The organism is Tabrizicola sp. (assembly GCF_030373185.1).
GTDB lineage: Bacteria > Pseudomonadota > Alphaproteobacteria > Rhodobacterales > Rhodobacteraceae > Tabrizicola.
Genome location: NZ_JAUCZH010000013.1, coordinates 1 through 26,433, shown reverse-complemented (window position 1 = coordinate 26,433; position 26,433 = coordinate 1). Strand labels below are relative to the sequence as shown.

32 protein-coding genes and 1 riboswitch are annotated in these 26,433 nt (G+C 63.6%); of the genes, 8 read left to right on the top strand and 24 right to left on the bottom strand.

What is annotated here, in order from left to right; translation table 11 throughout:
• Positions 1-318 precede the first annotated feature (318 nt).
• The 4 genes from QUV21_RS17550 to QUV21_RS17535 are packed head-to-tail and all read right to left on the bottom strand — an operon-like array spanning position 319 to position 3,566.
• Positions 319-1,380, bottom strand: coding sequence for an iron ABC transporter permease (locus QUV21_RS17550; RefSeq protein ID WP_300856634.1), 1,062 nt, complete (start codon positions 1,378-1,380; stop codon positions 319-321).
• 3 nt (positions 1,381-1,383) lie between these two features.
• Positions 1,384-2,316, bottom strand: a complete 933-nt coding sequence (locus tag QUV21_RS17545) for an ABC transporter substrate-binding protein (RefSeq protein WP_300856633.1) — start codon at positions 2,314-2,316, stop codon at positions 1,384-1,386.
• Positions 2,317-2,331: 15 nt separating this feature from the next.
• Complete coding sequence (locus QUV21_RS17540; RefSeq protein ID WP_300856632.1) at positions 2,332-3,117, bottom strand: ABC transporter ATP-binding protein; 786 nt, start codon at positions 3,115-3,117, stop codon at positions 2,332-2,334.
• Positions 3,114-3,566, bottom strand: a complete 453-nt coding sequence (locus QUV21_RS17535) for a DUF1636 domain-containing protein (protein WP_300856631.1) — start codon at positions 3,564-3,566, stop codon at positions 3,114-3,116. The genes QUV21_RS17540 and QUV21_RS17535 overlap by 4 nt, the downstream gene beginning before the upstream one ends.
• A gap of 29 nt (positions 3,567-3,595) precedes the next feature.
• A riboswitch (cobalamin riboswitch) is annotated at positions 3,596-3,810 on the bottom strand.
• 118 nt (positions 3,811-3,928) lie between these two features.
• Between QUV21_RS17535 and QUV21_RS17530 the strand changes: the two genes are divergently transcribed.
• Positions 3,929-5,143 (top strand): GTP-binding protein, encoded by a 1,215-nt coding sequence (locus tag QUV21_RS17530; protein ID WP_300856630.1) that lies wholly within the window; start codon positions 3,929-3,931, stop codon positions 5,141-5,143.
• Positions 5,140-5,784: a DUF1826 domain-containing protein gene (locus tag QUV21_RS17525; RefSeq protein ID WP_300856629.1), complete on the top strand. Its 645-nt coding sequence runs from the start codon at positions 5,140-5,142 to the stop codon at positions 5,782-5,784. Before QUV21_RS17530 ends, QUV21_RS17525 begins: the two co-directional genes overlap by 4 nt.
• 42 nt (positions 5,785-5,826) lie before the next feature.
• Here QUV21_RS17525 and QUV21_RS17520 read toward each other — a convergent pair whose 3' ends face one another.
• The 13 genes from QUV21_RS17520 to hisI form a co-directional block, all read right to left on the bottom strand.
• A complete protein-coding gene (locus tag QUV21_RS17520; protein WP_300856628.1) occupies positions 5,827-6,207 on the bottom strand; it encodes a GFA family protein in 381 nt (126 codons plus the stop codon).
• Positions 6,200-6,769, bottom strand: a complete 570-nt coding sequence (locus QUV21_RS17515) for a DUF2087 domain-containing protein (RefSeq protein WP_300856627.1) — start codon at positions 6,767-6,769, stop codon at positions 6,200-6,202. Before QUV21_RS17515 ends, QUV21_RS17520 begins: the two co-directional genes overlap by 8 nt.
• Positions 6,770-6,989: 220 nt before the next feature.
• Positions 6,990-7,385, bottom strand: coding sequence for a VOC family protein (locus QUV21_RS17510; RefSeq protein ID WP_300856626.1), 396 nt, complete (start codon positions 7,383-7,385; stop codon positions 6,990-6,992).
• 36 nt (positions 7,386-7,421) lie between these two features.
• The gene (locus QUV21_RS17505) at positions 7,422-7,907 is read right to left on the bottom strand and encodes a hypothetical protein (RefSeq protein ID WP_300856625.1); all 486 of its coding nucleotides are present in this window, start codon (positions 7,905-7,907) and stop codon (positions 7,422-7,424) included.
• Positions 7,904-8,176: a hypothetical protein gene (locus tag QUV21_RS17500; RefSeq protein ID WP_300856624.1), complete on the bottom strand. Its 273-nt coding sequence runs from the start codon at positions 8,174-8,176 to the stop codon at positions 7,904-7,906. The genes QUV21_RS17505 and QUV21_RS17500 overlap by 4 nt, the downstream gene beginning before the upstream one ends.
• Positions 8,176-9,204, bottom strand: a complete 1,029-nt coding sequence (locus tag QUV21_RS17495) for a WD40 repeat domain-containing protein (protein WP_300856623.1) — start codon at positions 9,202-9,204, stop codon at positions 8,176-8,178. The genes QUV21_RS17500 and QUV21_RS17495 overlap by 1 nt, the downstream gene beginning before the upstream one ends.
• Positions 9,204-10,166 (bottom strand): GTP-binding protein, encoded by a 963-nt coding sequence (locus tag QUV21_RS17490; RefSeq protein WP_300856622.1) that lies wholly within the window; start codon positions 10,164-10,166, stop codon positions 9,204-9,206. Before QUV21_RS17490 ends, QUV21_RS17495 begins: the two co-directional genes overlap by 1 nt.
• The gene (locus tag QUV21_RS17485; protein ID WP_300856620.1) at positions 10,163-11,095 is read right to left on the bottom strand and encodes an NAD(P)/FAD-dependent oxidoreductase; all 933 of its coding nucleotides are present in this window, start codon (positions 11,093-11,095) and stop codon (positions 10,163-10,165) included. Before QUV21_RS17485 ends, QUV21_RS17490 begins: the two co-directional genes overlap by 4 nt.
• A complete protein-coding gene (locus QUV21_RS17480) occupies positions 11,092-12,087 on the bottom strand; it encodes a zinc ABC transporter substrate-binding protein (RefSeq protein WP_300856619.1) in 996 nt (331 codons plus the stop codon). Before QUV21_RS17480 ends, QUV21_RS17485 begins: the two co-directional genes overlap by 4 nt.
• Positions 12,088-12,099: 12 nt before the next feature.
• A complete protein-coding gene (locus tag QUV21_RS17475) occupies positions 12,100-12,963 on the bottom strand; it encodes a metal ABC transporter permease (protein WP_300856618.1) in 864 nt (287 codons plus the stop codon).
• Positions 12,960-13,688, bottom strand: coding sequence for a zinc ABC transporter ATP-binding protein AztA (aztA, locus tag QUV21_RS17470; protein ID WP_300856616.1), 729 nt, complete (start codon positions 13,686-13,688; stop codon positions 12,960-12,962). Before aztA ends, QUV21_RS17475 begins: the two co-directional genes overlap by 4 nt.
• Positions 13,689-13,789: 101 nt before the next feature.
• Positions 13,790-14,185 (bottom strand): transcriptional repressor, encoded by a 396-nt coding sequence (locus tag QUV21_RS17465; protein WP_300856615.1) that lies wholly within the window; start codon positions 14,183-14,185, stop codon positions 13,790-13,792.
• The gene (gene hisI / locus QUV21_RS17460) at positions 14,185-14,655 is read right to left on the bottom strand and encodes a phosphoribosyl-AMP cyclohydrolase (protein ID WP_300856614.1); all 471 of its coding nucleotides are present in this window, start codon (positions 14,653-14,655) and stop codon (positions 14,185-14,187) included. The genes QUV21_RS17465 and hisI overlap by 1 nt, the downstream gene beginning before the upstream one ends.
• 63 nt (positions 14,656-14,718) lie before the next feature.
• Here hisI and QUV21_RS17455 point away from each other — a divergent pair, with 63 nt between their 5' ends.
• A complete protein-coding gene (locus QUV21_RS17455) occupies positions 14,719-15,846 on the top strand; it encodes a GTP-binding protein (RefSeq protein ID WP_300856612.1) in 1,128 nt (375 codons plus the stop codon).
• Between the two features lie 83 nt (positions 15,847-15,929).
• The gene (locus tag QUV21_RS17450; protein ID WP_300856611.1) at positions 15,930-16,295 is read left to right on the top strand and encodes a VOC family protein; all 366 of its coding nucleotides are present in this window, start codon (positions 15,930-15,932) and stop codon (positions 16,293-16,295) included.
• A gap of 11 nt (positions 16,296-16,306) precedes the next feature.
• Here the strand turns inward: QUV21_RS17450 and QUV21_RS17445 are convergent, their stop codons facing one another.
• From QUV21_RS17445 to QUV21_RS17415, 7 genes are all read right to left on the bottom strand, one after another.
• Positions 16,307-16,663, bottom strand: coding sequence for a TrmO family methyltransferase (locus QUV21_RS17445; RefSeq protein WP_300856610.1), 357 nt, complete (start codon positions 16,661-16,663; stop codon positions 16,307-16,309).
• 132 nt (positions 16,664-16,795) lie between these two features.
• A complete protein-coding gene (locus tag QUV21_RS17440; protein ID WP_300856609.1) occupies positions 16,796-18,358 on the bottom strand; it encodes a CopD family protein in 1,563 nt (520 codons plus the stop codon).
• A 145-nt stretch (positions 18,359-18,503) separates the two neighbouring features.
• On the bottom strand, positions 18,504-19,907 hold the full coding sequence (locus QUV21_RS17435) for a PepSY domain-containing protein (RefSeq protein ID WP_300856607.1): 1,404 nt from the start codon (positions 19,905-19,907) through the stop codon (positions 18,504-18,506).
• A gap of 11 nt (positions 19,908-19,918) precedes the next feature.
• Entirely contained in the window at positions 19,919-20,440 is a 522-nt protein-coding gene (locus QUV21_RS17430) for a DUF1775 domain-containing protein (RefSeq protein ID WP_300856606.1), read from the bottom strand.
• 24 nt (positions 20,441-20,464) lie between these two features.
• Positions 20,465-21,571 carry a methanobactin export MATE transporter MbnM gene (locus QUV21_RS17425; RefSeq protein ID WP_300856605.1) on the bottom strand — a complete coding sequence of 369 codons (1,107 nt, stop codon included), beginning with the start codon at positions 21,569-21,571 and terminating at the stop codon, positions 20,465-20,467.
• Between the two features lie 4 nt (positions 21,572-21,575).
• Complete coding sequence (locus QUV21_RS17420) at positions 21,576-22,451, bottom strand: MbnP family copper-binding protein (protein ID WP_300856604.1); 876 nt, start codon at positions 22,449-22,451, stop codon at positions 21,576-21,578.
• A 65-nt stretch (positions 22,452-22,516) separates the two neighbouring features.
• A complete protein-coding gene (locus QUV21_RS17415) occupies positions 22,517-22,906 on the bottom strand; it encodes a hypothetical protein (protein ID WP_300856603.1) in 390 nt (129 codons plus the stop codon).
• 358 nt (positions 22,907-23,264) lie between these two features.
• Here QUV21_RS17415 and QUV21_RS17410 point away from each other — a divergent pair, with 358 nt between their 5' ends.
• From QUV21_RS17410 to QUV21_RS17395, 4 genes are all read left to right on the top strand, one after another.
• A complete protein-coding gene (locus tag QUV21_RS17410) occupies positions 23,265-23,492 on the top strand; it encodes a hypothetical protein (RefSeq protein WP_300856602.1) in 228 nt (75 codons plus the stop codon).
• Positions 23,482-23,706, top strand: coding sequence for a hypothetical protein (locus tag QUV21_RS17405; protein WP_300856601.1), 225 nt, complete (start codon positions 23,482-23,484; stop codon positions 23,704-23,706). Before QUV21_RS17410 ends, QUV21_RS17405 begins: the two co-directional genes overlap by 11 nt.
• 12 nt (positions 23,707-23,718) lie before the next feature.
• Entirely contained in the window at positions 23,719-24,261 is a 543-nt protein-coding gene (locus tag QUV21_RS17400) for a DUF3489 domain-containing protein (protein WP_300856600.1), read from the top strand.
• Positions 24,262-24,599: 338 nt separating this feature from the next.
• A partial coding sequence (locus QUV21_RS17395; RefSeq protein WP_300856599.1) for an ATP-dependent DNA helicase RecQ occupies positions 24,600-26,433 on the top strand: 1,834 nt, incomplete at its 3' end.

Genomic DNA, 26,433 nt, shown 5'->3' with positions numbered 1-26,433 from the left:
CGTCAGGCTCATAACCTGAAGGTCACAGGTTCAAATCCTGTCCCCGCAACCAAAATTCGCCAAGATATCAAAAGCTTAAATGTTGAGTGTTTCGCTTGTGTATAGCGATGCGCAAAACGAGTCAACGCCACGTCAACGTTTGACGAGTCCCCCGTGAAAAGCGGGGGCTCTTTTGATTCAGACTTTCAGCAAATCGCGAGTAAGCGGCCAGACTGACCGCCCTGCCGCGAAGCGCAGGGGGCGGATAGTGTGCACGATGGATGTCGGACACTGTGGTGATAGCTTGGCGCGCTGATCGGCAATCAAGACGTTCGATAGTCAAACTGCGAATGACCGCCGCTTCGCCATCATCCAGATGAAGAACACGCCGCCGATCAAGCCGGTGACGACACCGATCGGCATGTTTTCCGGGGCCATCACGACGCGCGCGGCGGCGTCGGCCCAGATCAGGAAGACAGCCCCAGCAACGGCCGATCCGGGCAGGACGCGAGTATTGTCCCCCCCGACGACCAGCCGCACGAGATGCGGCATCATGAGGCCGACAAAGCCAATCAGGCCGGAGAACGCCACCATCACCCCGGTGATCATAGCGGCCGCGACAAAGACCGTCAGACGGAAGCGACCGACCTCGATGCCGAGGCTCGCGGCCGTCTCGTCGCCCAGGCTCATGGCGTTCAGCCGCCCGGCCTGCGCCCAAAGCCAGAGGCTGCAGGGGATCAGCACGGCCAGCGGCCAGATCAGATGGCTCCATTGGGCGAGGCCAAGCCCGCCCAGCATCCAGAACACCACCGTATGCGTGGCGCGCGGATCGCCCAGAAAGATCAGGATATTGGCACAGGCCATGATGACAAAGCTGACTGCCACCCCCGCCAGCACCAGCCGGTCGGCGCTGGTGGCCCCCGCAAGCTGCGCAACCCCCAGCACCAGAACCGTCGCAGCAAGCGCGCCGCCAAAGGCCATCAGCGGCACGGTCAGCAGCCCAAGGAACAGCCCCGTGTGCAACAGCGCCGCAATCGCGCCAAAGGCTCCGCCCGACGAGATACCCAGCAGATGCGGGTCGGCCAGCGGATTGCGCGTGACCGATTGCAACGCCGCCCCCACCAGCCCAAGCCCCGCCCCGACGAGCCCGGCCAGCACCACGCGGGGAAATCGGATTTCCCAGATGATGTTGGCGCGGCCCGCCGTCCAGTCCGGGGTCACGATGCCCGGCAGAATACGGTCCAACGCCACGCCCCAGACCGTCGCCAGCGGAACAGCCACCGCCCCCACCGACACCGCCACGACGACCGAAACAAGCAGCAGGAGGCTCGCCACAAGGGCGATGCCGGTACCCGTCCCGATCCTGCGGGCCAGCGAAGCGGGGGCGGTGGCGTCAACCATGGACTACTGCCCCCAGAAGCCTGCGACCAGCTTTTCCACCGCCTTGATGTTGCGGGGGCCGGGGGTCGCCTCGACATATTCCAGCACGACGAAACGGTCGTTCTTCACCGCGTCGATATTGGTGAAAGCGGGGTTGTCCTTCATGAAGGCGATCTTCTGTTCGGCCGTCACATCACCGTAGTTGACGATTACGATCACCTCGGGGTTGCGTTCCACCACCGGCTCCCAGCCGATTTCGCCCCAGCTTTTCTCCAGATCATTCATGATGTTGACACCGCCTGCCGCCTCGATCAGCGCGGTGGGCATGGCGTAGGCACCCGCAGTAAAGGGCGCTTCCTCACCGCTGTCGTAGACGAACACCCGCAACGGCGAGCTGCGATCCACGCCCGCCGTCACCTCTGCCAGCTGTGCTTTCCAGCCCGCGACCAGATCTTCGGCCGTTGCCTCGACCCCGAAGATGCGGCCAAGGTTCAGGATGTCGGCATACATATCATCCATGCTCGACTTGGCCTTAGGGCCGATATGGATGCAGCTTTCGGTCAGCTCATAGGTCTGGATGCCCAAGGGTTCCAGCGTCTCGGGCGTGACCTCGCCGCCCACCTTCATGCCGTAGTTCCAACCCGCGAAGAAGAAGTCAGGCTCCGCTCCGGCCAGAACTTCCTTGGTGGGGTATTTGGCCGACAGTTCCGGCAGTTCGGCCACGCCCGCGCGCATTTCTTCGTCCAGCGTCTTCCAGCCGGAGATGCCAGTATAGCCAACCATCGTGTCGCGCAGCCCCAGGACAAGCATCATTTCGGTCAGGTTTACATCGTTCGAGATGGCGCGGGTCGGGGCGGCGTCGAACGTTACCTCGCGGTCGCAGCTTTTCACGGTGACGGGATAGGCAAAGGCAGTCGTTGCGGACAGCAGCAGCGAAAGGAGAGAGAGACGGATCATGGTTGGTCCTTTGGGTCAGAGATGGAAGGAAAAACGGGGGGAAGGCCCGGTTCGGTCGATGCGCGCCTTGACGTGGAACGCATCGGCAAGGGTGGCCTCGGATAGCGCCTGATCCGGCGGTCCATCGGCGAGGACGCGGCCATCGCGCAGGATCAGCACGCGTTCAGAGAATTCTGCGGCAAGGGTCAGGTCATGCAATGTGGCGATGACGGTCAGGCTAAGGCCCTTCAGCAGCGCCAGAAGTTCGAGTTGATGGCGGATATCCAGATGGTTGGTCGGCTCGTCCAGCACGATCACGCGCGGCTGTTGGGCAAGCGCGCGGGCCACCATCACCCGCTGACGCTCACCCCCCGACAGCGTGCCAAAGGCGCGGTCGGCCATACCGTGCAGGTCCATCCGCAGGATGGCGGCCTCGATGATCGCGGCATCTTCGGCCCCGGCGGTGGAAAGGCCCGCGCCCCAGCCCCGCCGATGCGGCAGGCGGCCAAGCGCCACGATCTGACGCGCGGTCAGGGCGAAATCGGTGGGCTGTTCCTGTAACACGGCGGCAAGGCTGCGCGCGGCCTCGGGTGCGCCCATCAGCCAGATATCCTTGCCCATCAGCCGCACGACGCCTTTGCTCGGGGCCTGATGGCGATAGATCAGCCGCAACAGTGAAGATTTACCCGCTCCGTTCGCGCCGCAGATTGCCATGATCTGGCCCTGCGGCACGGCAAAGCTGATGTCCGACAGGATATCTTGGCGCCCTTTCGGGCCCCAACACACCCCGGTCAGTTCGACAGCATAGGCGGGGGCGGTCACTGGATCGCCCCTTCGCGGGTGACGATCAACGCCGCCGGAATCCGCGCCAGCGTGTTGTCGCAGAGGCGCGGGGGGCAGTCTCGGCCACTCATCCAGCCATCGTCCAGAGCTGCATAAAGGCGAGAGAATTCCACAAGATCATCAATCGGCTGGGCCGGATCAATATCGCCAAACAGCCAGGTCGCCTTGGCATTGGCCCGCCAGCCAACCACGCAAGGCCCGCCATGGTCCGGCACGCAGCCTGCAAGGCAGGCGGTCCCGGACACTTCGAATTCATGACCAAGACCGGCTGCCGCAATGACCGCGCGCAGCCTTTTCAGCAGGGCAAAGCCCGGCGCGCAACTGCTGCCCCTGTGCTTGCAGGCCTTGCATACCAAGATCTGATGCGGCGCCGATTGCGCCACGGAATAAGCAGGCGTGCCCACAGGCCGCCGCGGTCTATCGTCCATCGAAGACTCCTTCCGGGGCACCCCGCCCGGTGGTTGCTGACTTCGATGGCAGGTCTCCTGACTCGCGGGTCTGGGCTTTCCCCGCCTTCCCAGCCTGTAAAAGGCCAGTGGCATCGGGGGTCGCTCGCCGCTTACAGTTGCGGGGGCAGTCACGGAATTGGCGGCTAATGCCTACACCACACCGTATTCCCTTTTCACCCGGCCGCGCGTGGTTTGGCCGGGAACCATCATGTGCATTGATGCCGCCTCCTGTGGGCGTGGTCAATCCGCATTCCGACCGGGCACACCCGCCAAACGACATTGCAGTTCCTTCTGATTCGCTCTAAGTAGATTTGTTATAGTATAACATAACAGAGTGAGCCATGCCCCTTAGCCAAACCGACCCCCGACTTCCCGTCACCGTCCTGTCCGGCTTTCTGGGGGCCGGGAAGACCACGCTTCTGAACCACGTCCTGAACAACCGCGACGGCCGCCGCGTGGCGGTGATCGTCAACGACATGTCCGAGGTGAACATCGACGCCGACCTGATCCGCGAAGGGGCCGAACTGAGCCGGTCAGAAGAAAAGCTGGTCGAGATGACCAACGGCTGCATCTGCTGCACCCTGCGCGATGATCTTCTGACCGAGGTGCGGCGGCTGGCATCCGAGGGGCGGTTCGACTATCTGCTGATCGAAAGCACCGGCATTGCCGAGCCGCTTCCCGTCGCCGCGACCTTTGATTTTCGCGATGAGAATGACGTCAGCCTGTCAGATGTGGCGCGGCTGGATACAATGGTCACAGTCGTGGATGCGGTGAACCTGCTGCGTGACTTTTCAAGCCATGATTTTCTGGCCGACCGGGGCGAAAGCCTTGGTGATCAGGATACGCGCAGCCTCGTGAACCTGCTGACCGAGCAGATGGAATTCGCCGACGTCATCGTGCTGAACAAGGTGGGTGACGCCACGCCCTCCCAGGTCGATGCCGCCCGCAAGATCATCCGGGCGCTGAACCCTGATGCAAAGGTGATCGAGACCAGCCATTCGCGCGTGGACCCGAATCAGATCTTCGACACAGGGCTCTTTGATTTCGACACCGCGCACGAACATCCGATGTGGGCCAAGGAGCTTTATGGCTTCGCCAACCACACGCCGGAAACCGAGGAATACGGGATCTCCTCTTTCGTCTACCACGCTCGCGAACCCTTTGATCCGGCCAAAATCCATGCCGTGCTGAATGGTCCCCTGCCGGGTGTGATCCGCGCCAAGGGGCATTTCTGGGTCGCCACGCGGCCCGATTGGGTGGCTGAGTTCAGCTTGGCAGGGGCCATGTCCTCGGTCACGCCCCTGGGGCGCTGGTGGGCTTCGGTCCCCGCTGAACGGCTGCCCAAGCACCCCGAGGCGCAGGCCGAGATTGCCTCGAAATGGGCCGAACCCTGGGGCGACCGTCGGCAAGAGATCGTGTTTATCGGCGCGGACCTTGACCGCGAGGCAATCTGCGCCGCGGTGAACGCAGCCCTTGTCACCACCTGTGATTTTACCCCGCAAGCGTGGACCAAGCTTCCCGATCCTTTCCCGCAATGGAATGCGAAGGCGGCATGACGGGCGCGCTTCGCAAACCCCGCCCGCGCGCTGTCTGGGTGGCCGCCTCTGACCACGCGGACGGCCTTGATCGCATCCACGACCCGGGTGTCGCGGCAACGCTATGGCGCCGGCAGCGCGATCCGGACTTTGCCGCCTGGATCGACAGCCTTTCGCCAGATCACCTCCCCCGCCTGCGTCAAGCGCTGCCTGTCACCGATGTCGCGGCGGAGGTTCAAGCGGCCTGCGACAATTCGGGCCTTGCAGCCTCACCACAGCGGGATCTTCTCGCCGCCGATGTGGCGGCCCTCGCCCTGCGGTTCGGTACAATCATGGCCACGCCCTACGTGCAGCTTCGGCTAGATGTGATCCAGACCAATGCCTGCCGCAAGTTCCACTGCGACCGGGTGGTGGCGCGACTCTTGTGCAGCTATCGCGGCCATGGCACTGAATTCGGCCTTGCGCCTGGACAGACAGAGGTCACGCAAGTGCGGGCCCTCTGCACAGGCGACGCAGCCATCTTTCGCGGTACCCTCTGGCCGGGCGAGGACTGCGGGCTCCTCCACCGCTCGCCCCCGATCGCGGGAACGGGCGAGACGCGGCTGCTTCTGGTGATCGACCTGCCCGAGGAAGAGGACGGCGACTGCGGACTACCGCATTGAGACGGCCTTCCTTGCCGTGTCCTGGCAAGGAAGGCCGTCAGGCTAGTGTTGGTTCTGGGGCAGTCCGTCCCGGATTTCGTAATAGTCACCCTTCTCTGCAACAAAGATATGCAGGGAAAGCGAAGTTCCGGTAGCTCTGTCGAATGCGCCCATGGCGATTGCCGTCCAGTCGTGGTGGATCGGGTCCCAGAACAGAGTTGATCCACAAACCCGGCAGAAGCCGCGCCGGACTTTCTCGGACGACTGATACCACTTTACGTCGGCTTCGCCTTCGACCCTAAGCGAGGTTCTGGGGACACCAACCGAAGCAAGAAAATGCCCGGTCTGCTTGCGGCACGCCAGACAGTGGCAGGCGTTGGGCGCCGATAGGTCACCCCTAACCGTAAACCGCACCGCCCCACATAGGCAGGAGCCGCTATGCATGGCTATTCGCCTCGATCATCGGCGAGCGGGCACGACGAAGCGAGGTCAGTGCATGAATAACAGCTTTGGCTTCAGCCGGCGGTTCACGTTCGATCCGGCGATAATCGGTGCCATCCGATTTTCTGGTCAGCAGTTTGCAGGAAATCATGGTGCGCCGAAGTGTCGCGGGATCACCAAACAGGTGCTCGGGCAGAAGCAGCGTGTTGACGTCACGCTCTGACAACGACGTCCCGGCCGGGAAAACGGCCCAAAGCGCCCAAAGGGTGAGAGTCTGCACAGTTCGCTTTGCGGGCCAGCGACGAAGGCGGCCGCTTGAATCGAACTGGTTCAGGGCCTGCTCGACCGCACGCGCATCCAGCAATGGGGTCTTGGTGGGCCGACCCAGTCGAATGGCCGCCGCATTCTGCGCCTGCATGTGCTGCAGATTCTGAAATCCTGCCGCCCGGGCAAGCATGTTCATCAGGAGAAGGTGAGGAGGACTGGTCGGGCCAAGCTGTCGGGCCAAAGCGCGTGAAAAGCTTGTGATATCGTCCGCGAGTAGCGGAACTGGCGTCTTTTTCATTGTGCATCCACATCGGGCGCCTTGCCGTGCCGTCGGTCGCTGACTTGACGAAACGGCGCCCTGATAAATGCGATGCCGTTCTTGTCTTATGGCAGCTTTAGCTCTCCTTGCGGAGCAGCGACGCCTCGGTGTCTGCCAACCGTGGGGCCAGATTATCCTGTCGCGCACCGACTGCAAGATGGAGCTGCGACCAGCGGTCGATCAAGATACCGCCTTTTCCTTATTCTGGCCGGTAATGGAGGAAGGCACAGGCCAGCTTGTTGCCATCTGGGTCCCGCACATAGGCCACATAGAATGTCGGATCGTAATAGGGCCGTGTGCCGGGTTTCCCTTCATCACTGCCGCCATGCGCGAGTGCTGCGGCATGGAAGTCGTTCACTTCTCTTGCCGTTTTGGCAAAGAGCGTGACCATCGTGCCGTTACCGGCGGTGGGTCGCTTGCCGTCATACGGGGGGCAGAGCCAAAGACTTGATCCCTCGCCATAAGCGTCGCCCCATCCCGCCCAGCCGTCAGGCCAATCTGGCGCGCGGTCAATGCCAAGGCTTGAAAATACGGCGTCATAGAAGCGGATCGCTTTTGCGAGGTCGCTGGTGCCAAAGGTCATGTCGAGGATCATGGAGTCTTCCTTTTCTTCTGCACTTCCAACCACGGATCAGGCCGTGGAATGGGCTCTGCGCAGTTTTCGGGCCATTTCTGCAGGCAAGGTGCCGCTCAGTACTTCAGCGGATTGGCAAAGTCGCGGGTTGAATGCCTGCGCACATCTTGACGGGGTCAAGGGGTTGGTATCCATCGCAGCACCTTTTACATCTTGAGCGGCCACCAGATTGAGATGCAGCCGCACCGGCATCGCCCGCAAGATAGCGATGATCCGGTCAGCCACGGCGGGCGGGCCTGCGTCTATGAGGATGCGCATTGCCAGCGGTTGCGAGGCCGCACGCAACAGGCGCTGGCGCGGATGGCTATCAGGCAAGCAGCAGGTGCAGCCGGGGCCCATCAGCCAGTCAAGCGGGGTGCAGGGGACATCGCCCGTTTCAGTCAGGATGAGGGGAGGATTGCGCGAAGAGCGGGCAAGGTCCGCAATGCGCGCTCGACGGGCCTCGGCGCTGTCGCCCTCGATCAGGTGGACAAAGCTGGTCAAGGGGCCGGGACACTCGATTTCAGCGATTGCACTTGCGCTTCAGTGACTTCGGCGACCGAAGACGGAAAGCGCAGCACAAACCGGCGGCGGTCGGCGAGGGTGACGGTCACTACGGTTTCCAGATCGGGGCAGCCGGGTTCGTGACAGGCAAGTTCGGCGATGGCGATGTGGTCCCGGTCACCAAGCGACATGAGATCAGAGATCCATGCCTTTAATCGCGCCACAGCTTCAGCGTCCGGGCGGGGACGGCGGTTGAAGAGGCCCAGCATCAGCCCGACCCCAAGGGTGCCCAGAGGACCCCGCCCTGTTCGTCGGCCGCCAGCAGCCAGCCGGTCAGCGACGTGACTGCCAGCAGGGTGATCGGTGCTCCGGTCGGGCGCTTGACGGCGCGGGGTTCGGCGATTTGGTCGATCTCGGAGAAGATCACCGCGCCCGAGGAGTAGCCGGCCAGCACCGCCTCATGCCCCGGCAGGGCGCAGATCGCGGTCACATAGCCGCGCCCGCCCCAGGCCAGTTGCATCGGGCCGCGACCCATCGGGCCTTGCGCCCCGTCAAAGGGCCACAGGATCGCCTCATCCGCGCCGGTGGTCGCAAGCCAGGGTAGTTTACCAGCCCAAGCCCAGCCCTTCACCTTGGTCGGATAGCCCGACATGCGAAGGTCGGCCTTGTCGCGCAAGCGCCAGCCATGCAGGGCGTTTTCCTGCATGCGGGTCATGACGAAGCGGTCATCGGGGCTGAAGCAGACGGCAGTGTGGCTGCCTGCCCATTTCAACGCGGTGGGCTTCCAGCCGCGTTTGTCGCGCGCCCAGATCGTAACACCGCCATAATGCGCCACGGCCAGCCGCCCGCCCTTGCGGTCAAAGGCCAGCCCGCCGGGGGTGGAGGGCGCTTCCAGCACTTCGCGCCGCGCGCCGTCCCAAAGATGGACCTCTTTGCCGACCGAGCAGGCAAAGACCTCGCCCGCACCTGCCGCGACATGATCGACCCATTTGCAGGGAAACTCGGCCAAATCTGTGACGCCATCCTTCGAGATACGGCAGAACCGGCCATCATCGCCCCCGGTCAGGATTGCGCCCGAAGGCTCCGCCACCATCGACAGCGCTGCACCCTTGTGAACGTGCAACACCTCGGGCTCGGCGCCGGGACGGAAGGCGCGCAAACACCCGTCGCCCCATGCGGTAAAGGCCGTATCGCCCACGACCGCCACCGCCACGGGCACGGCATCAATGTCGAACGTGCGCCCGCCTTGTTCGATCCGGGTCGGCGCAAGCGGATCGTGCCGCTCCAGCACCGGCATCAGGCGGCCTTGCAGGCCGCGAAGCCTTCTGCCAGCCCGAAGGTGTCAAGGTCGCGGCCGATGAAGACCAGCTTTGATCCGCGCGGCTTGCCTGCGGGCCAAGGCCCAAGCGGCGCGCCGTCGGTCAGCATGTGGACGGCATGGACCACGAACCGCTCATCTTGCCCTTTGAAGTCCAGAATGCCTTTGGACCGCAGGATATCCTGCCCATGTTCGCGCAGAAGCTTGCCGAACCAGGCTTGGAACTTCTTTTCGTCCAGTGGTGTGTCGGAGGACAGCGAGACCGAAGTAATATCTTCCTCATGCTCATGCGTGTGGTCTTCGTTGAGGAAATCCGGCTCGATTTCCAGCACCCGCTCCAGGCTGAAGGCGTCAAGACCCAGCACCTGATCCAGCGCCACGCCGCATTTCTCGGTCTTGACGATCTTTGCGTAAGGATTGATCGACTTGATACGGGCCTCGGCCGTCGCCAGCGCTGCGGCATCCACCAGATCGACCTTGTTCAGAAGGATGATGTCGGCAAAGGCGATCTGCTCGGCCGCCTCATGCGCCTCGTCCAGATGGGTCGCAAGGTTGACCGCATCGACCACCGTCACGATGGCATCAAGGCGGGTCTTCTCGGCCACGTCCTGATCGACATAGAAGGTCTGCGCGACAGGGGCGGGGTCAGCCATGCCGGTGGTTTCGATGAGGATGCCGTCAAAATCCTTGCGCTTCATCAACCCGGCCAGAATGCGGATCAGATCGCCGCGCACGGTGCAGCAGATGCAGCCGTTGTTCATCTCGAAGATCTCTTCGTCGGCGTCGATGACCAGCTCGTTGTCGATCCCGGTCTCGCCGAATTCATTGATGATGACGGCGTATTTCTTGCCATGCGGCTCGGTCAGGATGCGGTTCAGAAGCGTGGTTTTTCCGGCACCCAGAAAGCCGGTCAGGACAGTGACGGGAACTTGTGCGTTCATGGTCGGGACTCCGTGATGGGGGGGAAGCGCTCGGGCCAGAGCAGGGATTGATGTGCTGCCGTTCCAGCGATGACGCCGTCAGCGAGGGCAGGCGTGACGACACCGGCGGGCCGCGTGATGTCGCCTGCCGCAAAGATGCCCGCGCGGCTGGTCACCTTGAAATCGCTCGTGACAAGGTAGGGGCCGGTTGGCCCTTGCAGGGTGGCCAGCCCCAGACCGGCCACGAAGGGGGCGGCAAAGCGGGTTTCGCCATGCAGGAACAGACCCGCGGTGAAGAGGTCGCTGCCATCCGCAAGCGTCAGCCGCGCGCCGTCGCCTTCGGGGGCCGCATGGACCAGTGGCGACCACCGCAGCGTCACGCCAAAGGCGGCAGCATCGGCTTCTGTATTGGGGGCCCAGTCACCGTCATGTGCGATCACGGTCACGTCGGCAGACCAGTCAGTCCGCAGCATCCGCGCCATCATCAAGGCCATCTGCCCCCGCCCCAGGATCGACAGCGGGCGACCCTTCACCTCATAGCCGTGGCAATAGGGACAATGCAGCGCCCATTTGCCCCAGCCCTCGGCCAGACCGGTGATGGCTGGCAGCGTATCGGTCATCCCGCAGGCGATGATAACGCGGCGGGCGATGATGGCGCCTGTGGCGGTCGTCAGGGCAAAGGCGTCGATCTTGCCGTCGAGCCCGGTCACGGCCCCTTCATGCACCGATACAGTTGGATAGGCGGCAAGGTCGCGCCGGATGGCGGCCAGGATCTCGCCCGGTGCGCGCCCGTCCCACCCCGGCACGCCATGCGCCGCCGCAGAGGCGGCATTGCGCGGACGCCCGGTATCAAAGACCGCCACGCGGCGGCTGGCCCGGCCCAGTTGCAGGGCTGCTGTCAGCCCCGCAAAGCTGCCGCCGATGATGGCCACATCAACTGTGTCGGTCATTGGCCAAGCGAAGCTGTCAGTTGTGACAGGTTGTGGCGCATCATGGTCAAGTAGGTGGCAGCGGGGCCGTCAGCGGCTGACAGCGCGTCGGAGTAAAGCGTGCCACCGATCTTGGCCCCGGTCTCGGACGCGATCTGGTCCAGAAGGCGGGGGTCAGCGATGTTTTCAACGAACACTGCGCCGATGGCCTCGCCTTTGATCTGGGTGATCAGCGCGGCCACGTCCTGTGCCGAGGCTTCGGCCTCGGTCGATACACCCTGCGGCGCGACGAAGGTCAGGCCATATGCGGCGGCGAAGTAGCCGAAGGCATCGTGTGAGGTGACCACCGTGCGGCGGTCTTCCGGCAGGGCGGCGAAAGCGGCGCGGATTTCGGCATCGAGCGCATCGAGTTCTGCCAAATAGGCGGCGGCATTGGCCTTGAAGGTCTCGGCGCCCGCGGGATCGGCAGCAGCTAGTCCGCGTTCGATGTTGCCAACGTAAAGCGCGACATTGGTCACGCTTTGCCAAGCATGGGGATCGAATGCGCCGTGGTCGTGGCCTTCATGCCCGGCCTCTTCCTTGGCGTGGTCATGGTCATGTGCTTCACCTTCGGCATGCTCATGATCGTGGTCATGCGCCTCGCCCTCGGTGTGGTCATGCTCCTCTTCGCCAAAGGCGATGGGGGTGATCCCATCGGATGCGATGACGATCGTGGCTTTGGTGCCTGAAGCCTCGACCAGCCGGTCCATCCATCCCTCGAACCCCAGCCCGTTGGCCACGATCACCGCAGTCCCGGCCACAGCTTCGGCATCGGCGGGCGAGGGTTGATAGACATGCGCGTCGCCATTGGGGCCGACAAGGGTGGTGATCTCCACCCGGTCACCGCCGACATTGGCGACGATGTCGGTCAGGATCGAGAAGGTGCTGACGACCTTCAGCTTGCTTTCCGCAAATGCAGGGGCGGTGAAGGCGAGGGCAGCGGCGGTGGCCAGAAGAAAGCGGCGCGTAATCATGGGTGTATCCTTTCAGGAGGAGAGATGAGGGCGCGGCCAGTAGCGCGCGGCAAGGCTGCCGACCGGGCCAAAGCAGAGCGACAGAAGATAGATGATCCCGGCACCGAGGATGATCGCGGGGCCCGAGGGCAGGCCCACGTGGTAGCTGGCCAGCAACCCGCTGACCGAAGCAACAAGGGCGGTGATCACGGCGGCCAGCATCATGCCGCCGATGCTGTCGGACCAGAACCGCGCTGCGGCGGCGGGCAGGATCATGATCCCCACCGCCATCAGAGTGCCCAAAGCCTGAAACCCGGCAACGAGGTTCACCACGACAAGAGCGAGGAAGATGAAATGCACCGGCCCGCTCCACCCGCTGACCGACCGCAGGAAACGCGGATCGGCGCATTCGAGGACAAGGGGGCGGAAGATCAGCGCCAGCGTCACCAGCGTCAGCGTGGTGATGGAGCACAAAAGGATCAACGCATCGTTGTTCAGCGCCAGCACCGTGCCGAACAGGACATGCATCAGGTCAACATTCGACCCGCGCAACGACACCAGCAGCACGCCAAGCGCCAGCGAAATCAGATAGAACGCCGCCATCGAGGCATCTTCGCGCAGGGCGGTGACGCGGGCGACAAGGCCGGTCAGGACGGCGACCAGCAGCCCCGCGACAATGCCTCCGATGGTCATCGCGCCGAGGCTGAGGCCCGAGATCAGGAACCCCACCGCTGCCCCCGGCAGGATGGCATGGGCCATCGCGTCGCCCGTCAGGCTCATGCGGCGCAGCATCAGGAAGACGCCGACCGGGGTGGCACCCAGCGAGATGGCGATACAGCCCAACAAAGCGCGCTGCAAGAATACGAACTCGGCGAAGGGGTCGATCAGCCAGTTCATGCCGCGCCCCGTTCACAGATGGGGGCCATGTCGTCGAAGGCTTCGGACATCTGCCGCGCGCGGAAGAGGTTCTCGGCGGTGAGCACCTGTGCCGTCGGCCCGTGCGCCACCTTTTCCCGCGCAAGAAGCAGCGTTTCGGGGAAATGCTGCCGCACGGTTTCCATGTCATGCAGCACCGCAATCACCGTCCGCCCCTCGCCATGCCAGCGCTTGACGATCTGCAAAAGCTCACCGGCGGTGCGGCTGTCGATAGCGGTAAAGGGCTCGTCCAGAAGGATCAGCTCGGCATCCTGCAACAGAAGCCGCGCGAACATCACCCGCTGCATCTGTCCCCCCGACAGCGCCGAAATCCCACGGCGGTCGAATCCGGCCAGGCCCACGGCGGCTAATGCGTCGGCTACGCGGGCGAGGTCGGCCTTTGACAGCCCGCCAAAGGCCCCGGTCCGGTGCCAAAGGCCCATTGCGACGAAAGCCTGAACTGAAAGGGGAAAGCTGCGGTCGACTTCCGAAAGCTGCGGCAGATAGGCGATGCGGGTGATGGTGCGGTCGATCCGGCCCTCAAGTGGCGGCAATTCCCCCATCAACCCTTTAAGCAGTGTCGATTTCCCAGCTCCGTTCGGCCCGACAATCGCCGTCAGACTGCCGGGGCACAGGTCAAGGTCAAGGTGATGCACCGCCGGGTGCCGGTCATAGCCAAGGGTCAGGTCACGGATTGCCAGTGCCATGGGTCAGCCCACCACCAGCCAAAGGCCCAGCCACAGCATCCCCGACACTGCAACGGCAAAAGCCAGCCGGACGGCGGCACCAGATAGCAACAGGTCGCGCCTCATCTCTGACCCTCCGCACAGCCGCCGCAGCGGCCGTGCACTTCGATGGTCTGGCGCGCCTCGGCAAAGCCCTCGGCGGCAAGGCGCAGGTGCAAGCTTTCCACAACGTCCGGGGCCTGCATGCTGCGGACGGTGCCGCAGTCATCGCAGATCACCACCACGCCGGGGCTGATGGCGGCCACCGGGGCCCATGCGCGCAGGGTCTCGATCCGGCGGATCAGGCCTGCATCCTCAAGCCCTTTCAACGCGCGGTAAACTGTCGGTGGGGCAACAGCACCCCGGTCAGACTGCATCCGGCCCAGCAGTTGATAGGCGGTCAAGGGCGCGTTGGCTTGGCGCAAATGGCCCAGCACCTGTGCCTGATTTGGGGTCAGTTCACCTGCCGCATGCGCCATCATAGCACCGTAGGGTTGGGGGCGTCACCATAGACGGCAACCGGATCGAACCGCCGCTCGCCCTCGGTGAACCGCAACGGCTCGCCTGCTTCGGCCCCGAATGGCACAGCGCGGTAAAAGCAGGACCGGTAGCCGACATGGCACGAGGCGCCCGATCCTGACACTTGAACCGCCAGCCAAAGGGCATCCTGATCGTCGTCGATCCGCATCTCGACCACACGCTGGATCAGCCCGGAGGTCGCGCCCTTGTGCCAGACCGCCTGCCGGGTGCGGCTGAAGTAATGCGCCTCACCGGTTTCGATCGTCAGTCGCAAGGCCTCGGCGTTCATCCAGCCGATCATCAGCACCGCGCCGTCGCCCGCATCGGTCGTCACGCAAGGCATCAGCCCACCCATCGGAAAGCGCGGGGCAAGCGCATGCCCCTCTTCCACGTCCTGAACTAAAATACGTGGGGCGAAGGTCACGGTCATCGGGGGTTGCTTTCAGGGGGTCATTGGCGGATATAAGTTATAGTATAACATAACGTAAGCAGCATGACACAACGCATCCCCCTGACCCTGATCACCGGCTACCTCGGCGCCGGAAAGACCACGCTTCTGAACGCGCTTTTGCGCGATGCTTCGGCGGGTCGCATCGCCGTGGTGGTGAACGAGTTCGGCGACGTTGGCCTTGACCACGACTTGATCATCGAGACGACCGAAGAGACGGTGCTGCTGTCCTCGGGCTGCATGTGCTGCACGGTGCGCGGCGATCTGGTGCAGGCGCTGGAGGGGCTGTTCGAGAAACGCAGCGCGGGCAAGTTGGACTTTGACCGCATCGTGATTGAAACTACCGGTCTGGCTGATCCCGCCCCCATTCTGCACACGCTGATCGTGACGCCCGGCCTTGGCGCGGCGCTGCGGCTGGATGGCGTGGTGACCGTTTGCGATGCTGCGCTCGGCCCCACCACGCTGGATAGGGGGTTTGAAAGCGTTCAGCAGGTGGCGATGGCCGATGTGCTGGTCCTGTCCAAGACCGACCTCGTCACTCCGTCACAGGCGGCGACGTTCCGCGCCCGTCTGGCGGCATTGGCACCGGGGGCGAAGATTGTCACTTCCAGTCAAGGAGCGGTCCCCATCGCCGACCTGTTCGGCCACGGCGCGCCCGACATGGGCGGCGAACTGCCCGAGGCTGAGGCCTGGGTCAACGCAACCGCCTATGCGCTGTCCTCGCTGCCGCTGCCCGCTGTGACTAAACCCAGCGCCCCGTTTGCCAACTCAGGCCCCAGTTATGGCCTTTTCGGCATGACCCCTCCTCCCGCAACCAGCATGATGACCGCCATAGCCCCGGCGGCGCATCACGATGACCGGATCACATCCGTTTCGATGGTCTTTGACGCGCCCATAAACCCGATCATGCTGGACATCTGGATGGAGACCCTGATCGCCGCCTGCGGACCTGACATCCTGCGGCTGAAGGCGGTGATCTGGGCCGACGGATTTGACACCCCTTTCGTGATCCACGGCGTGCAACACATCATCGACCCACCCGTGCGCCTTTCCCGCTGGACCGGCAAAGACCAGACAAGCCGCGTGGTCATCATCGGCCGCGATCTGCCGCGCGACGTGCTGCTGGAAAGTCTTGAGGTGCTGAAGGTCAAGCCTGCGATGCAGGTGATCTGAGACGGCTGGAGGCCACAAGGCGAACAATCGCCGCTTGTTCGTGCTAAACGAAGGTGCAGTGCGAACGGACGAAGGCCGAAACCATGTTTCCAGAGCTTGGACGGATCATCCTCTATACCAAGAAGATCGAGCAGATGGCGGCGTTCTACGCAGGCCACTTCGGATACCTTGTGCGGCGCGATCCAGTGGATCGCCTGGTGGAGCTGACATCACCCATCTCAGGTATGACCATCCTTTTGCACCCGGCAGCCGTTTCGCAGAAAGAAGGACAAGTCATGGTAAAACTGGTGTTCGACGTCGAGGATGTCGTGACTTTCTGCGCAACCGCAAGGGCGAATGGTCTCGAGTTCGGCAATCTCCACCAAGCCGATGGATACGTTTTTGCCAATGCTAAAGATCCGTCCGGCAACGCTGTTCAGGTGTCGAGCCGCGCCTTCGCCGCGAAGTGACAAGCGCGCACTCAGGGCTCGTATCCCGTTGGTAAATCGATCGATGCCAACCACGGTTTGATGTCCAGGACGGGTGTGCCGTCAAAGGCATCGATTGCATCAACAGTAAGATGCCCGCCCTCGGCCTCAATCGCCAAAAGGCGGACGATGGCCAAAGCAATGGGGTTCGGGCGCGCAGGCGAGCGCAGGGCAAAGGTGCCTGTCGGTCCATTGCGATGCGCGGGGGATTGAACGATCAGATCACGGCGGGTTGCGTGCATCCAATACAACAGGACGATGGCATCCCCTGCCGACAGGCCCAGCAGGCCCGCGCGATAGGGCGGGTCGATCTGAACCGTGAAGCTGCCCCCCCGCCGCCCGCGCCTCACGCAGGTTCTTGGGGCTGTTGCCCTTCGTCCAGGGCGACCCGATGCGCCCAATGAAGGCAAGCGTCGGCCCTTCGACTGTCGCCGGGTCAAGGTCCAGCAAGACTTCACCGGGGCGGGTCGGCTGTGGTTGCGTCATTCTGCTGGGCCTTTCACCACCAGATCGCCCGACAGGGTGACCTGTTCGAAATCGGTGACCAGCAGCACCAGCCTGACCTGCCACGGGCCGGGGCTTGGCAGGATGACGGGCGGGGTGGTCCAGTGCCCCGGCTCTTGCCGGTTCGCCTGAACGGTCAGCGGGCCTATTCCGGCAGCGGGATCGGTCAGGGCAAGGCGCACCTCTTGCGGGTCGAGCGGGCCAAAATCGCCATCGGCCAGAAAGAGGTCAATCGTGACCGCACCCGGAGGGCCGGCCGATAGCACGACATCGGCCATCGCCTTTGTCGTGTGGATATGCACGCGGGGCGGATCCGCCATCGGGGCGGCTGGCGGTGGTGCCAGGCGAAACCCCATGGCAAGGCACAGCACGACCAGGCCAAGGGCAGCCTCTGCCCGAACCGTCCGGCGCACAGGTGCCGCTTGCCCGCGCGCCACCATCGGCACGGCCCGCGCCCGGTGCCAGGCCGCCAGCGCCAGCATCACGGCCACCAAGGCCAGCTTGGCCCCCAGAAGCCGCGCCCATGGGGAGGACAGGGTATCCATCTGCAATGGCCGGATCAAAATCAACCCGACGCCAGAGCCGATCAACACCAGAACTGCCGCCAAGGCCGGGCGCGAAAAGCGGCGCAACAGGGCAGCGCGGGCCGGGGCATCAAGCGGGGTCAGCGCGGACGCCAGCGGGATCAGCGAGCCGACCCAGAACAGCATCGCACCGCCATGCAGGGCGGTCAAAGGCAAGGCGACGGACGTCGGTGCCGATAGGGCATGGCCCGAGGCTAGGAAGGACAGGGCCGCCAGTCCAAGGGCCGCCAGCGCAGCCGTGCACGCCCGGGCCAGCAGGGCAGCGACCGCAAGCACGGCGGCGCTTGCGGCCAGCAAGACGGTGTAAAGAACAGGCGACCGAATGGCCTCAGCCCAGACCCCGCCTTGCGGCAGCGCCGACAGGGGCAGGCCCAGCCGATCCAACCCTTCGGCCCCCAGCCAGAGCAACCCGAAGGGCAACACCAGCACGGCCATGCCCAAAGCCAGCCGCGCCATGCGCGCACCAACCGGGGCAACTGAAGCGGTGAACACAGCAGCCCCAACCGACAAGACCAACGCCGTCACCATGGCGGCACGCAAGGCCACGATGACAAGCGCGGTCCGTTCCACCGCGGCGGGCGCAGCCCCTGTAACCTCACCCAGCGAAAACACCAGTGATCCGGCCACAGGGTGCCCGTCGGCAGATGCCACGCGCCAGCGCAGCACATAGGTACCACGCCCGGCCTCGGGCGGGGGGGCCACGGTCAGGGACGTCGCACCGGTCTCGCCCAACGCCTCGACTTCGCGCCCGTCCGGCAGGCGCCAGGTCAGGGCCAAGACGCCGACCTGTTCCGAGAACTCCAGCCGCACCTCGGCAGGCAGCGCGTCGAGGAGGCTGTCCTGCACGGGAAGGCTGCCGCGAAACTCGGCATGGGCATGGGCCATAGAAGCCCACAGCAGACAAGAGACACCCATCATCAGGGCGAACGCTATGACTGCAATGCTGGTGGATTTCATCCGAGACTTCCCTAGACTAAAAAAAGGACCCCCGCCGAGTGCAAGACCCGGACGGGGGCAGTCGACCTAAGCCCCACGGGAATGAAGGGCCAAGGCACGGCCTTGCAGGTTACGGGACGCCTCCCCCTGCAAGGTCGTGTTCGGTTCAGCTGAGCGCGCGCTTCAAGGGCGGCACGGCTGACAGGACCAGAAGGTCAAGGACGATGACAGCCAGAAGGGTCAGGCCCAGCATCGGGAAAGCCAGCGACATGGCGAGCGTGATGAGAAGCGCACCCTTCGCATAAGGGATGTCCTCAGGCCGTGGCGGTGCACCAAGACGCGCGCCGGTAGGGCGGCGCTTGACCCACATTACCACCCCCGAGACCGACACCAGCACAAGGCTCAGGCAGAACAGCGTGTTCAGTGCGAGGTTCCATGCCCCCAGATCGCCCTCATGAAAGGCAATGCCCCAGGCCATGGCCTTGGCATAGACCGAGTAGTCGGCATAGCGCACATCGGCCAGCACGTTGCCGGTATACTGGTCAATGTGGATGGTGCGATCCGCCGAGGGGCTTGGCCCGTCGTTCGACATGCTGTCATGGCTGATCGTCCATACACCCTTCTCGTCGCCCGGCAGGTTCAGCTGAAAGCGGCGGTCAAAGCCCAGCGTTGCGGCAAAGCCGGTTACGCTGTCGATGGTCACCGGCCCCGCGACGGCGGCGATTCCAGCAAGCGAACCGGACTCTGGCATCGGCGTCTGTTCCAGCGTCCAGGGCACCTCTTTCGCAGCACCATGGTTCATCTCGGCATGGGTGGCGTCTGAGAGCGGCACCGCATCCCATTTTTCAGCCGGAAAAGTGTTCCAAGCTTGCACGAACTTGGCTCCCCAGAGCCCGGCCCAAGACAGACCCGAGATCAGAAAGATCACCAGCACGACACTGACCCAGAGGCCCACTGCGCCATGCAGCGACTTCCAGAAGGCGCGTCCTTTCGCTGCCGTTTGCACCGTCAGGCTCTTGCCCCATGTGGCGCCATTGCGGGGCCAGTGCAGGTAGATGCCCGTCACGGTCAGCAACAGCGCAAGGCTGGCGGCCGCCTCGATCAGCCAGTCTCCGGTGTTGCCGATCAGGAGGGTGCCATGGATATCGGTGGCAAAGTCATACCAACCTGCGCGCCAGGGGAAGGTCTCAACTACCTCGGCAGTATAGGGGTTCACAGTCACACCGGTCGTGTCTTCACCGACCTTCACGGCAAAGGCTGCAACCCGGTCTGCCCCCATCGGCGAGATGTATTGCGTGGCCGCCCCACCCGGAACGGCTGCTTCTGCAGCGGCCTGCAATTGGCTGACGGGCAGAAGTGTTTCTCCCACAGCCACATAGGCCCGCTCACCGTTCAGTTCGGTGACCGAACTGACCCAAAGCATGATCAGCCCTGTGATCGCCAGCATCAAGAGGAACGGAATGACATAAAGACCGGCATAGAAGTGCCAGCGCCATGCCGCGAAATAAAGCCGGTTGACCGCGCGCGGGGCGCGGTCTTCGGCCAGATCAAGATCTGGAACGGATGTCATCTGATCTTTCCTCAATGCTCGTGGCCGGCTTCAATGATCTTCACGCCCGGGGCCGGGCCTTCCAGATCATGCGGGTCCTGTCCTTCGGCCGGAATCTCGATCCAGCGTTCAGCCCCGTTCGCGCATTCCTGCACGGTCGGGAAGTAGACCATCGAGCCGACAGCAAAGGCGTCGGTCATCCGGGCGCTGAAGACGAACTCGTCGTAGTGCTCGTCCAGAAGTTCGCCGGTCCAGACGATTTCCTTGACGCCTTCGGTCAGCTTGGAGCCGAAGTAATCATATTCCTTCTCGTATGGGCCTTTCACGGTTTCCAGCGTCCAGCCCGCCTTGGGCATCGGCTTGACCGCGATGACGCCTTCGGGGATCTGCACCCGGACTTTCAGCGTGGCTTCGCCATTGCAGCCGTGGCCGATCCGCAGGACAGCCTTGTAGCCCGCTCCTTGGGCGGTTTCAGCCTTTTCCAGCGTGGCATGGGCAAGTGCCCCAGTAGCAGACATGGCCAGCACGGCTGCAGCGATCAGCGAGAGTTTCATTGTGGTTCCCTTTCCTGTGGTTCTTCAAGGCATCTGTCGTGTCACACTGGCCGGGTGCCCTTCCGGCCAGGGGTCCGAAAGCCGGGGGTCGGAGAGGAACTCCTCATCCGTCAGGCTTTCGAGAAAAGCGATAAGGTCGGCGATTTCCGCCTCGGAGGCTTTGAAGCCCTGAATCATGCCGTCCTTCATCGGGTGATCGGCGCGGCCCGCGCTGGCGTAATGCTCGATCACACCGCGCAGGTCGGGAATCGACCCGTCGTGCATGTAGGGGGCCGTCACCGCGACGTTACGCAACGACGGTGTGCGGAAGCGTCCAGCATCCTGCGAACGGCCGGTGATTTCGATCAGCCCGGGTGCTGCGGCGGGGTAGTCGGCATAAAGCCCGGTGTTGTGGTAGCCAACCTCACCTTCCAGCATCAGGGCGGTCTGGATCGTGTCGGTGAAATGCACACCGGAATGGCAGTGATAGCATTCGAACTTGTGGTCGAAGAACAACTGCTCGCCGCGTTTGGCGGCATCGGACAGGGCATCCTTTTCGCCCATTCGCTTGAAGCGGTCATAGGGAGAGCTGACCGAGATCATGCTGCGCTGGAACGCGGCCAGGGCGCGGGTGACCGTGTAAAGGTCTGGTGCGGGGCGCTCCGGGAAGGCTGCCGGGAAAGCGTTGGCATAGAACGGGTCGGCGGTCAGGGCAGCGAAGATCGCGTCTTCCTGCCCTACGCTGCCCATCTCGTCGGGGTTCTCGCCGAACATCGGGATCAGCGCCTGAAACTCCAGGCTGTCCATATGCGGGTTGGCCCAGGTCAGGACCGGCAGATAGCCGACATTGGCCAGACCCGGCGCGTTCTTCGCCCCGGTCGAGCCGTTGATGCCGACTGCGACCGCACGCCCATCGGTGAAGGCCATGTCCTGCACATGGCACGACACGCAGGCCACCGTGCCATCGCGCGACAGGCGCGCATCGTAGAAGAGGTGGCGGCCAAGCTCCACCTTCTCCGCCGACATCGGGTTGTCGGCGGGCACGGGCGGCGGCGGCATCCAGTCGGGCAGCGGCCAGTCGTAGCCGGTTTCCAGGGCAAAGGCCGCCCCGGCCAGCAGGCAGGCCGCCGCCCCGATCACGGGGCGGCGCATGGCGTCAGCGCATAGAAATCAGGGACTGGGTCCCGGCGGGCACATCCATGTAGGGCAGGCCCAGCTTGCCCATCACCGTCATGCAATCGGCATCCTTCGGAAAGGACATGCAACCGGGCGAGGTTTCGGGGGCATTCACCGTCAGATCCGCCTCGGCTAGCACCGGCGCGGGGTCGATGACGACGGTGTTCGCTGCTGGGTCAAACCCATCCAGCCGGATCGCCACGCGGTTTTCATTGGCGCAGGACTTCGGTGCCTCGGTCTTCGACGCCGCGTCGCACATGGTGGACCCCAGATGCAGGAACCAGCCCTTGGCATTGCCATGGCCCGCACCGGCATCCGTCGCGGCCTCGGTCTTCATGCCCATCATCGCGGTCGGCACGAGATCAATCCGGACAAACTTGTAGCCGCCTTGCCAGTTCCAGAACATCGCGGTGGTGTTCAGGGGGGCCGCCGACACCGTGGGGTCCACGTGGTTTTGCGCAAAGGGCACGCCGATGGTGAAGGTAAGGCCGGTATAGTCCCCGTCCGGCACCGTGCCGCGCAGCGTGGTGTTCACGCCCGCCGTGCCGTTGGCGCAGGCGCCGCTGGCATCCTCGAAGTCCAGAAGCGCAAGGCCCGCCAACTGCCATTGGCCATCCTGCTCCAGCGCGATGGGCTGCAGGCTGCCATCGGCCTTGATCAGCGCGGCTTCCGAAACGAACAGGCGGTAGTCGACGGCCTGAACCTCGGCCAACGTGCTGCCCAGCCCAGCAAAAGTCTCGGCACAAGAGAACGGTTTGCCGCCGATTTCGGCTGCAAAGGGGATCGAAACAGTCATGTCGGCCAGCGCGGGGGTGGCGACAAGGGCGGCTAGCGCCGCGAATGCGAAACGGGTCATGGGATTTGCCTCAGGGCTGGGGCGCGGTCATGCGCCCGGGTTGATCGGGTTCGAGAGAAACGCGATCAGGCCAGAGGAGGGGCACGCATCCCGCGTGCAGGGTCAAGAACCGTGCGCACCGCACGGCTTTCGCGCGGCGCGACAACCTTGGCGACAAAGGCCAAGTCGGCATCATGAAGGGTCAGGTTCGAAGCAGGCAGGTCTGCCGTTGCGACGATTTGACAGGCCGGGCAGTCGGCATGGTCGGGCAGGCCATCCCCGTCGATATCGCCGCAGATATCGGCAAGATCGCCACCTGCCAGCACGTAGGCCTGTTCGGCAGCATCTGCTTGCGAAGGAATGCGATGGCCAAAGCCAGTCGCCGTAAGCGCGATGGCGAATGCCGCAACCACGGCAAAGCGGGCAAAGAGCGTTGCGAACGCAGTCATGCTGGCATAGTGCGCTGATATTGGCATGAACTTCAAGGCCCTAGACTTTCGTCTGGCTCCAACAAGACCAAGACCCGCTACCGCCCATACCGCGCCAAGAGCGCAAATACTCCGTCGCCGGTCATGTGTGTTTGCCGACAAAAGCAAAACACTCATGGAGGATTGAGCCCCGGCGAATGGCTGAACCTTCCACGCCCATTCGGTCCGACAAGAAAGCCCCGGGCTTGAAGTTTGGCATCCCGTCCTGACTGCTGGAGACTTGCGTCGTAGAGGTTCAAGAGGCGGTATGCCTATAATTTAAATGCGGATTTTTCTACGAATGCGGCCCGATTAGAGCAATGGTGCTGACACGAAAACGATGCGCCTCACCCACAGGACACTGGCCATGACCACCCGCCGCTCGACTGATAACGCCAAAGCCCTCGACGCCTTCATGACCACCAAGTTCCAGATCGACGCGATGCTGGAGCGGCTGAAGGCCCTGAGCGACGACCACTTCGAGACCCACCCCGACGAGATCAACTGGGGCCATGTCGGCTCCTTGAACCACTACGCCAGTCTGCTGCGCCAGATCACCGACAGTGCCTTCAAGGAGGGCGAACATGCCGATTGATCCCGCTCAGCGCCACCAGATCGAACAGGACGCGATCACCGCTATGTGGGAGGGCGCACGCCTCACCGCCTGCGACCACGCCATCGCCCTGTTGCGCGAGATCGCCGATCTGGAGCGCGACGACGATCGTGATGTGATCCTCGAGGCCAATGCCGACGGTCACAACGACCTGTTGTCGCGCCTCAAAGCCTTCCTTGTCCAGCATGACCAATAGGAGGAACCCGCCATGATCAAGCTGACGGAAACCCAGACCACCGTCTTGACCGCTGGTGCCCAGCGCCCTGACAACATTGCCTTGCCGATGCCCAAGGGGTTGGCCGGGGCGGCGGCGAAGATGGCTGTCACGAAGATGATCGAACACGGCTGGCTGCAGGAGGTCGACGCGAATGTGCGCCGGAATGAGCCGCTCTGGCGCGAAACGGGCGATGGGCACGGTACCACGCTGGCGGTTACTAAGGCAGGATTGCTCGCCATCGGGATCGAACCGGTGGTGGTAAAGACAAGAGTGGCGAGCTGTGGCGTTGCCAATGCCCAGTCTGAGGCGAAAAACCTTACGTTGCGCACAGGAACAAAGCAGGCGCTGCTGATCACCATGCTGCGGCGGGCTGAAGGAGCCACGATGCAGGAGATCGTCGCCGCGACGGGGTGGCAGGCGCATAGCGCTCGTGGTGCTCTGTCGGGAGCGCTGGGCAAGAAGCTGGGGCTGGTCGTGGTTTCTGCAAAAGAAGACGCTCGGGGCAGGGTGTATCGGATCGGCCAACCAGCCTAGTGTTTAGCGATCCAGCCTGCGGCGCGGACAGTTGGTCATGCTTGCAAGCACACTTTGAGGAAGCAGTCTGCAGTTCGGAGTGGTCGCAATGCGGCACGGCTGCAGGAAGCGCCTGCCGATACCGAAAAGCTACTCGCGGCTGAAATCTGAGGCTATCGAATCCTGGTGACAAGGTTATCAATGGCTTGGAAGCCTTTGTTGGCCCTTGGAATTCGGATGTCTGACGTTTGACCTTTGACCCCGCCCCTTTTTTATCGTGCTGCGTCTCGGTTGATCTGGAGGTCGACCCGAAATCTGCGCGGATCTTTGCCTTTGCCGCAGTCCGGGAAGAGCGGTCTTTGGCTCACAAAGGGGCAGCGATTGAACCTGCGCTGGACCGGCTCGAGGCGCTGTGTGACGGGGCGGCGCATCTGGTGGGTCACAACATCCTGCGCCACGATCTGCCGCATCTGGTAGCCAACCGGGCGCGGCTGGCGGGGTTGGGTGCGGCTCCGGTGGACACGCTGTGGCTGAACCCCTTGGCCTTTCCGCGCAATCCCTACCACCATCTGGTCAAGCATTATCAAGACGGGCGGCTGCAGGTCGGGCATGTTAATGACCCAGAACAGGACGCGCGGCTGGCGCTGCAGGTTCTGGCGGATCAGATTGCGGCCTTCACCCGGTTGGGGCACGAGGTGCCAGATGCCTTGCTGGCCTATCACCATCTGACGACACGGGGCGAAGCCTCGGCTGGGTTCGATGCGCTGTTCCAATTCCTGCGCGGCGCTGCACCCGGTGAAGCAGCGGCCCATGCCGCCATCCGCCGCCTGCTGGACGGCCGCGCCTGCGATCACCGGCTGGACCAGACCCTTAGCCGCCTGTCCGATCCGCGCAATGGTTGGCCGATGGCCTATGCGCTGTCGTGGATTTCTGTCGCAGGCGGGGACTCGGTCATGCCGCCCTGGGTGCGGATGCAGTTTCCGCAGGCGGGGCGGATCGTGCGGCACTTGCGCGACACCAATTGCGGCGATCCGGGTTGTGCTTGGTGCGCCGAGAAGAACAACCCCAACGCCGCCCTCGAACGCTGGTTCGGCTTTCCGTCCTTCCGCCCGCAGCCTGTCGATGACATGGGCCGCCCGTTGCAGGAGCGGATTGTGGCCGAAGCGATGGCGGGCAAGTCGGTGCTGGGCATCTTGCCCACCGGTACAGGCAAATCAGTCTGCTATCAGATCCCGGCGCTGTCTCGGTTCGACAAGACCGGGGCGCTGACAGTCGTGATCTCGCCCTTGGTGGCGCTGATGGCCGATCAGGTGCAGGGGCTGGCGCGGGCTGGAATATCGGCGGTGGTCACCGTCAACGGCATGCTGTCGCTGCCCGAACGTCATGACGCGCTGGAAAAGGTGCGTATGGGCGATGCGGCGATGCTGCTGATCTCGCCGGAACAGTTGCGGTCACCGTCGATCCGCACCGTGCTGCAACAGCGCGAGGTCGGGCTGTGGGTGCTGGACGAGGCGCATTGCGTTAGCAAATGGGGCCACGATTTCCGTCCCGACTACCGCTATGTCAGCCGCTTCATCAAGGAATTCTCGGGCGATAGCCCTGCGCCGGTGCTTTGCCTGACCGCCACGGCCAAGCCCGAGGTGGTGCGCGACATTCGCGACCACTTCCAGACGCGCCTCGGCGTGGACCTGATTCTGCTGGATGGGGGTGCAGTGCGCACCAACCTGTCCTTTGCCGTGCTGCCCACGCAAAAAGCGACGAAGCTCACCGATATCCTGTCGGCAATCGAGGCGAACCTGCCGCCCGAGGGTGCATCGGGCGCCGTGGTCTATTGTGCCACGCGCGGTGCAACGGAAAAGGTGGCTGAGTTCCTGAAAGGGCAGGGGCTGGCGGCGGATTTCTTCCACGCGGGTCTGCCGCCTGACCGAAAGCGCGATGTGCAAGAGGCGTTTCGCACCGGCCAGTTGCGGGTGATCGCCGCGACCAACGCTTTTGGCATGGGGATCGACAAGCCCGATATCCGGCTGGTCGTTCATGGCGACATTCCGGGCTCCTTGGAAAACTACCTGCAAGAGGCAGGGCGCGCCGGTCGGGATCGCGCGCCCGCCAATTGTGTGCTGCTGTTCAGCCCCGAGGATGTTGGAGTGCCCCCCCTGAAGTGGTCCACCAACTGGGATATGATGATCCCATTTC

Coding starts and splice junctions, on each gene's coding strand:
- QUV21_RS17500 (WP_300856624.1), bottom strand. CDS start 8,176: ATGCTGGGCCTCTTCAACCGCCGTCCCCGCCCGGACGCTGAAGCTGTG.
- aztA (WP_300856616.1), bottom strand. CDS start 13,688: ATGGCACTGGCAATCCGTGACCTGACCCTTGGCTATGACCGGCACCCG.
- QUV21_RS17520 (WP_300856628.1), bottom strand. CDS start 6,207: ATGCATAGCGGCTCCTGCCTATGTGGGGCGGTGCGGTTTACGGTTAGG.
- QUV21_RS17480 (WP_300856619.1), bottom strand. CDS start 12,087: ATGATTACGCGCCGCTTTCTTCTGGCCACCGCCGCTGCCCTCGCCTTC.
- QUV21_RS17405 (WP_300856601.1), top strand. CDS start 23,482: ATGCCGATTGATCCCGCTCAGCGCCACCAGATCGAACAGGACGCGATC.
- QUV21_RS17495 (WP_300856623.1), bottom strand. CDS start 9,204: ATGCCGGTGCTGGAGCGGCACGATCCGCTTGCGCCGACCCGGATCGAA.
- QUV21_RS17400 (WP_300856600.1), top strand. CDS start 23,719: ATGATCAAGCTGACGGAAACCCAGACCACCGTCTTGACCGCTGGTGCC.
- hisI (WP_300856614.1), bottom strand. CDS start 14,655: ATGACCGTGACCTTCGCCCCACGTATTTTAGTTCAGGACGTGGAAGAG.
- QUV21_RS17545 (WP_300856633.1), bottom strand. CDS start 2,316: ATGATCCGTCTCTCTCTCCTTTCGCTGCTGCTGTCCGCAACGACTGCC.
- QUV21_RS17515 (WP_300856627.1), bottom strand. CDS start 6,769: ATGAAAAAGACGCCAGTTCCGCTACTCGCGGACGATATCACAAGCTTT.
- QUV21_RS17440 (WP_300856609.1), bottom strand. CDS start 18,358: ATGAAATCCACCAGCATTGCAGTCATAGCGTTCGCCCTGATGATGGGT.
- QUV21_RS17415 (WP_300856603.1), bottom strand. CDS start 22,906: ATGCCAATATCAGCGCACTATGCCAGCATGACTGCGTTCGCAACGCTC.
- QUV21_RS17465 (WP_300856615.1), bottom strand. CDS start 14,185: ATGGCGCATGCGGCAGGTGAACTGACCCCAAATCAGGCACAGGTGCTG.
- QUV21_RS17490 (WP_300856622.1), bottom strand. CDS start 10,166: ATGAACGCACAAGTTCCCGTCACTGTCCTGACCGGCTTTCTGGGTGCC.
- QUV21_RS17525 (WP_300856629.1), top strand. CDS start 5,140: ATGACGGGCGCGCTTCGCAAACCCCGCCCGCGCGCTGTCTGGGTGGCC.
- QUV21_RS17425 (WP_300856605.1), bottom strand. CDS start 21,571: ATGCGCCGCCCCGTGATCGGGGCGGCGGCCTGCCTGCTGGCCGGGGCG.
- QUV21_RS17450 (WP_300856611.1), top strand. CDS start 15,930: ATGTTTCCAGAGCTTGGACGGATCATCCTCTATACCAAGAAGATCGAG.
- QUV21_RS17510 (WP_300856626.1), bottom strand. CDS start 7,385: ATGATCCTCGACATGACCTTTGGCACCAGCGACCTCGCAAAAGCGATC.
- QUV21_RS17435 (WP_300856607.1), bottom strand. CDS start 19,907: ATGACATCCGTTCCAGATCTTGATCTGGCCGAAGACCGCGCCCCGCGC.
- QUV21_RS17410 (WP_300856602.1), top strand. CDS start 23,265: ATGACCACCCGCCGCTCGACTGATAACGCCAAAGCCCTCGACGCCTTC.
- QUV21_RS17475 (WP_300856618.1), bottom strand. CDS start 12,963: ATGAACTGGCTGATCGACCCCTTCGCCGAGTTCGTATTCTTGCAGCGC.
- QUV21_RS17530 (WP_300856630.1), top strand. CDS start 3,929: ATGCCCCTTAGCCAAACCGACCCCCGACTTCCCGTCACCGTCCTGTCC.
- QUV21_RS17420 (WP_300856604.1), bottom strand. CDS start 22,451: ATGACCCGTTTCGCATTCGCGGCGCTAGCCGCCCTTGTCGCCACCCCC.
- QUV21_RS17430 (WP_300856606.1), bottom strand. CDS start 20,440: ATGAAACTCTCGCTGATCGCTGCAGCCGTGCTGGCCATGTCTGCTACT.
- QUV21_RS17535 (WP_300856631.1), bottom strand. CDS start 3,566: ATGGACGATAGACCGCGGCGGCCTGTGGGCACGCCTGCTTATTCCGTG.
- QUV21_RS17455 (WP_300856612.1), top strand. CDS start 14,719: ATGACACAACGCATCCCCCTGACCCTGATCACCGGCTACCTCGGCGCC.
- QUV21_RS17485 (WP_300856620.1), bottom strand. CDS start 11,095: ATGACCGACACAGTTGATGTGGCCATCATCGGCGGCAGCTTTGCGGGG.
- QUV21_RS17550 (WP_300856634.1), bottom strand. CDS start 1,380: ATGGTTGACGCCACCGCCCCCGCTTCGCTGGCCCGCAGGATCGGGACG.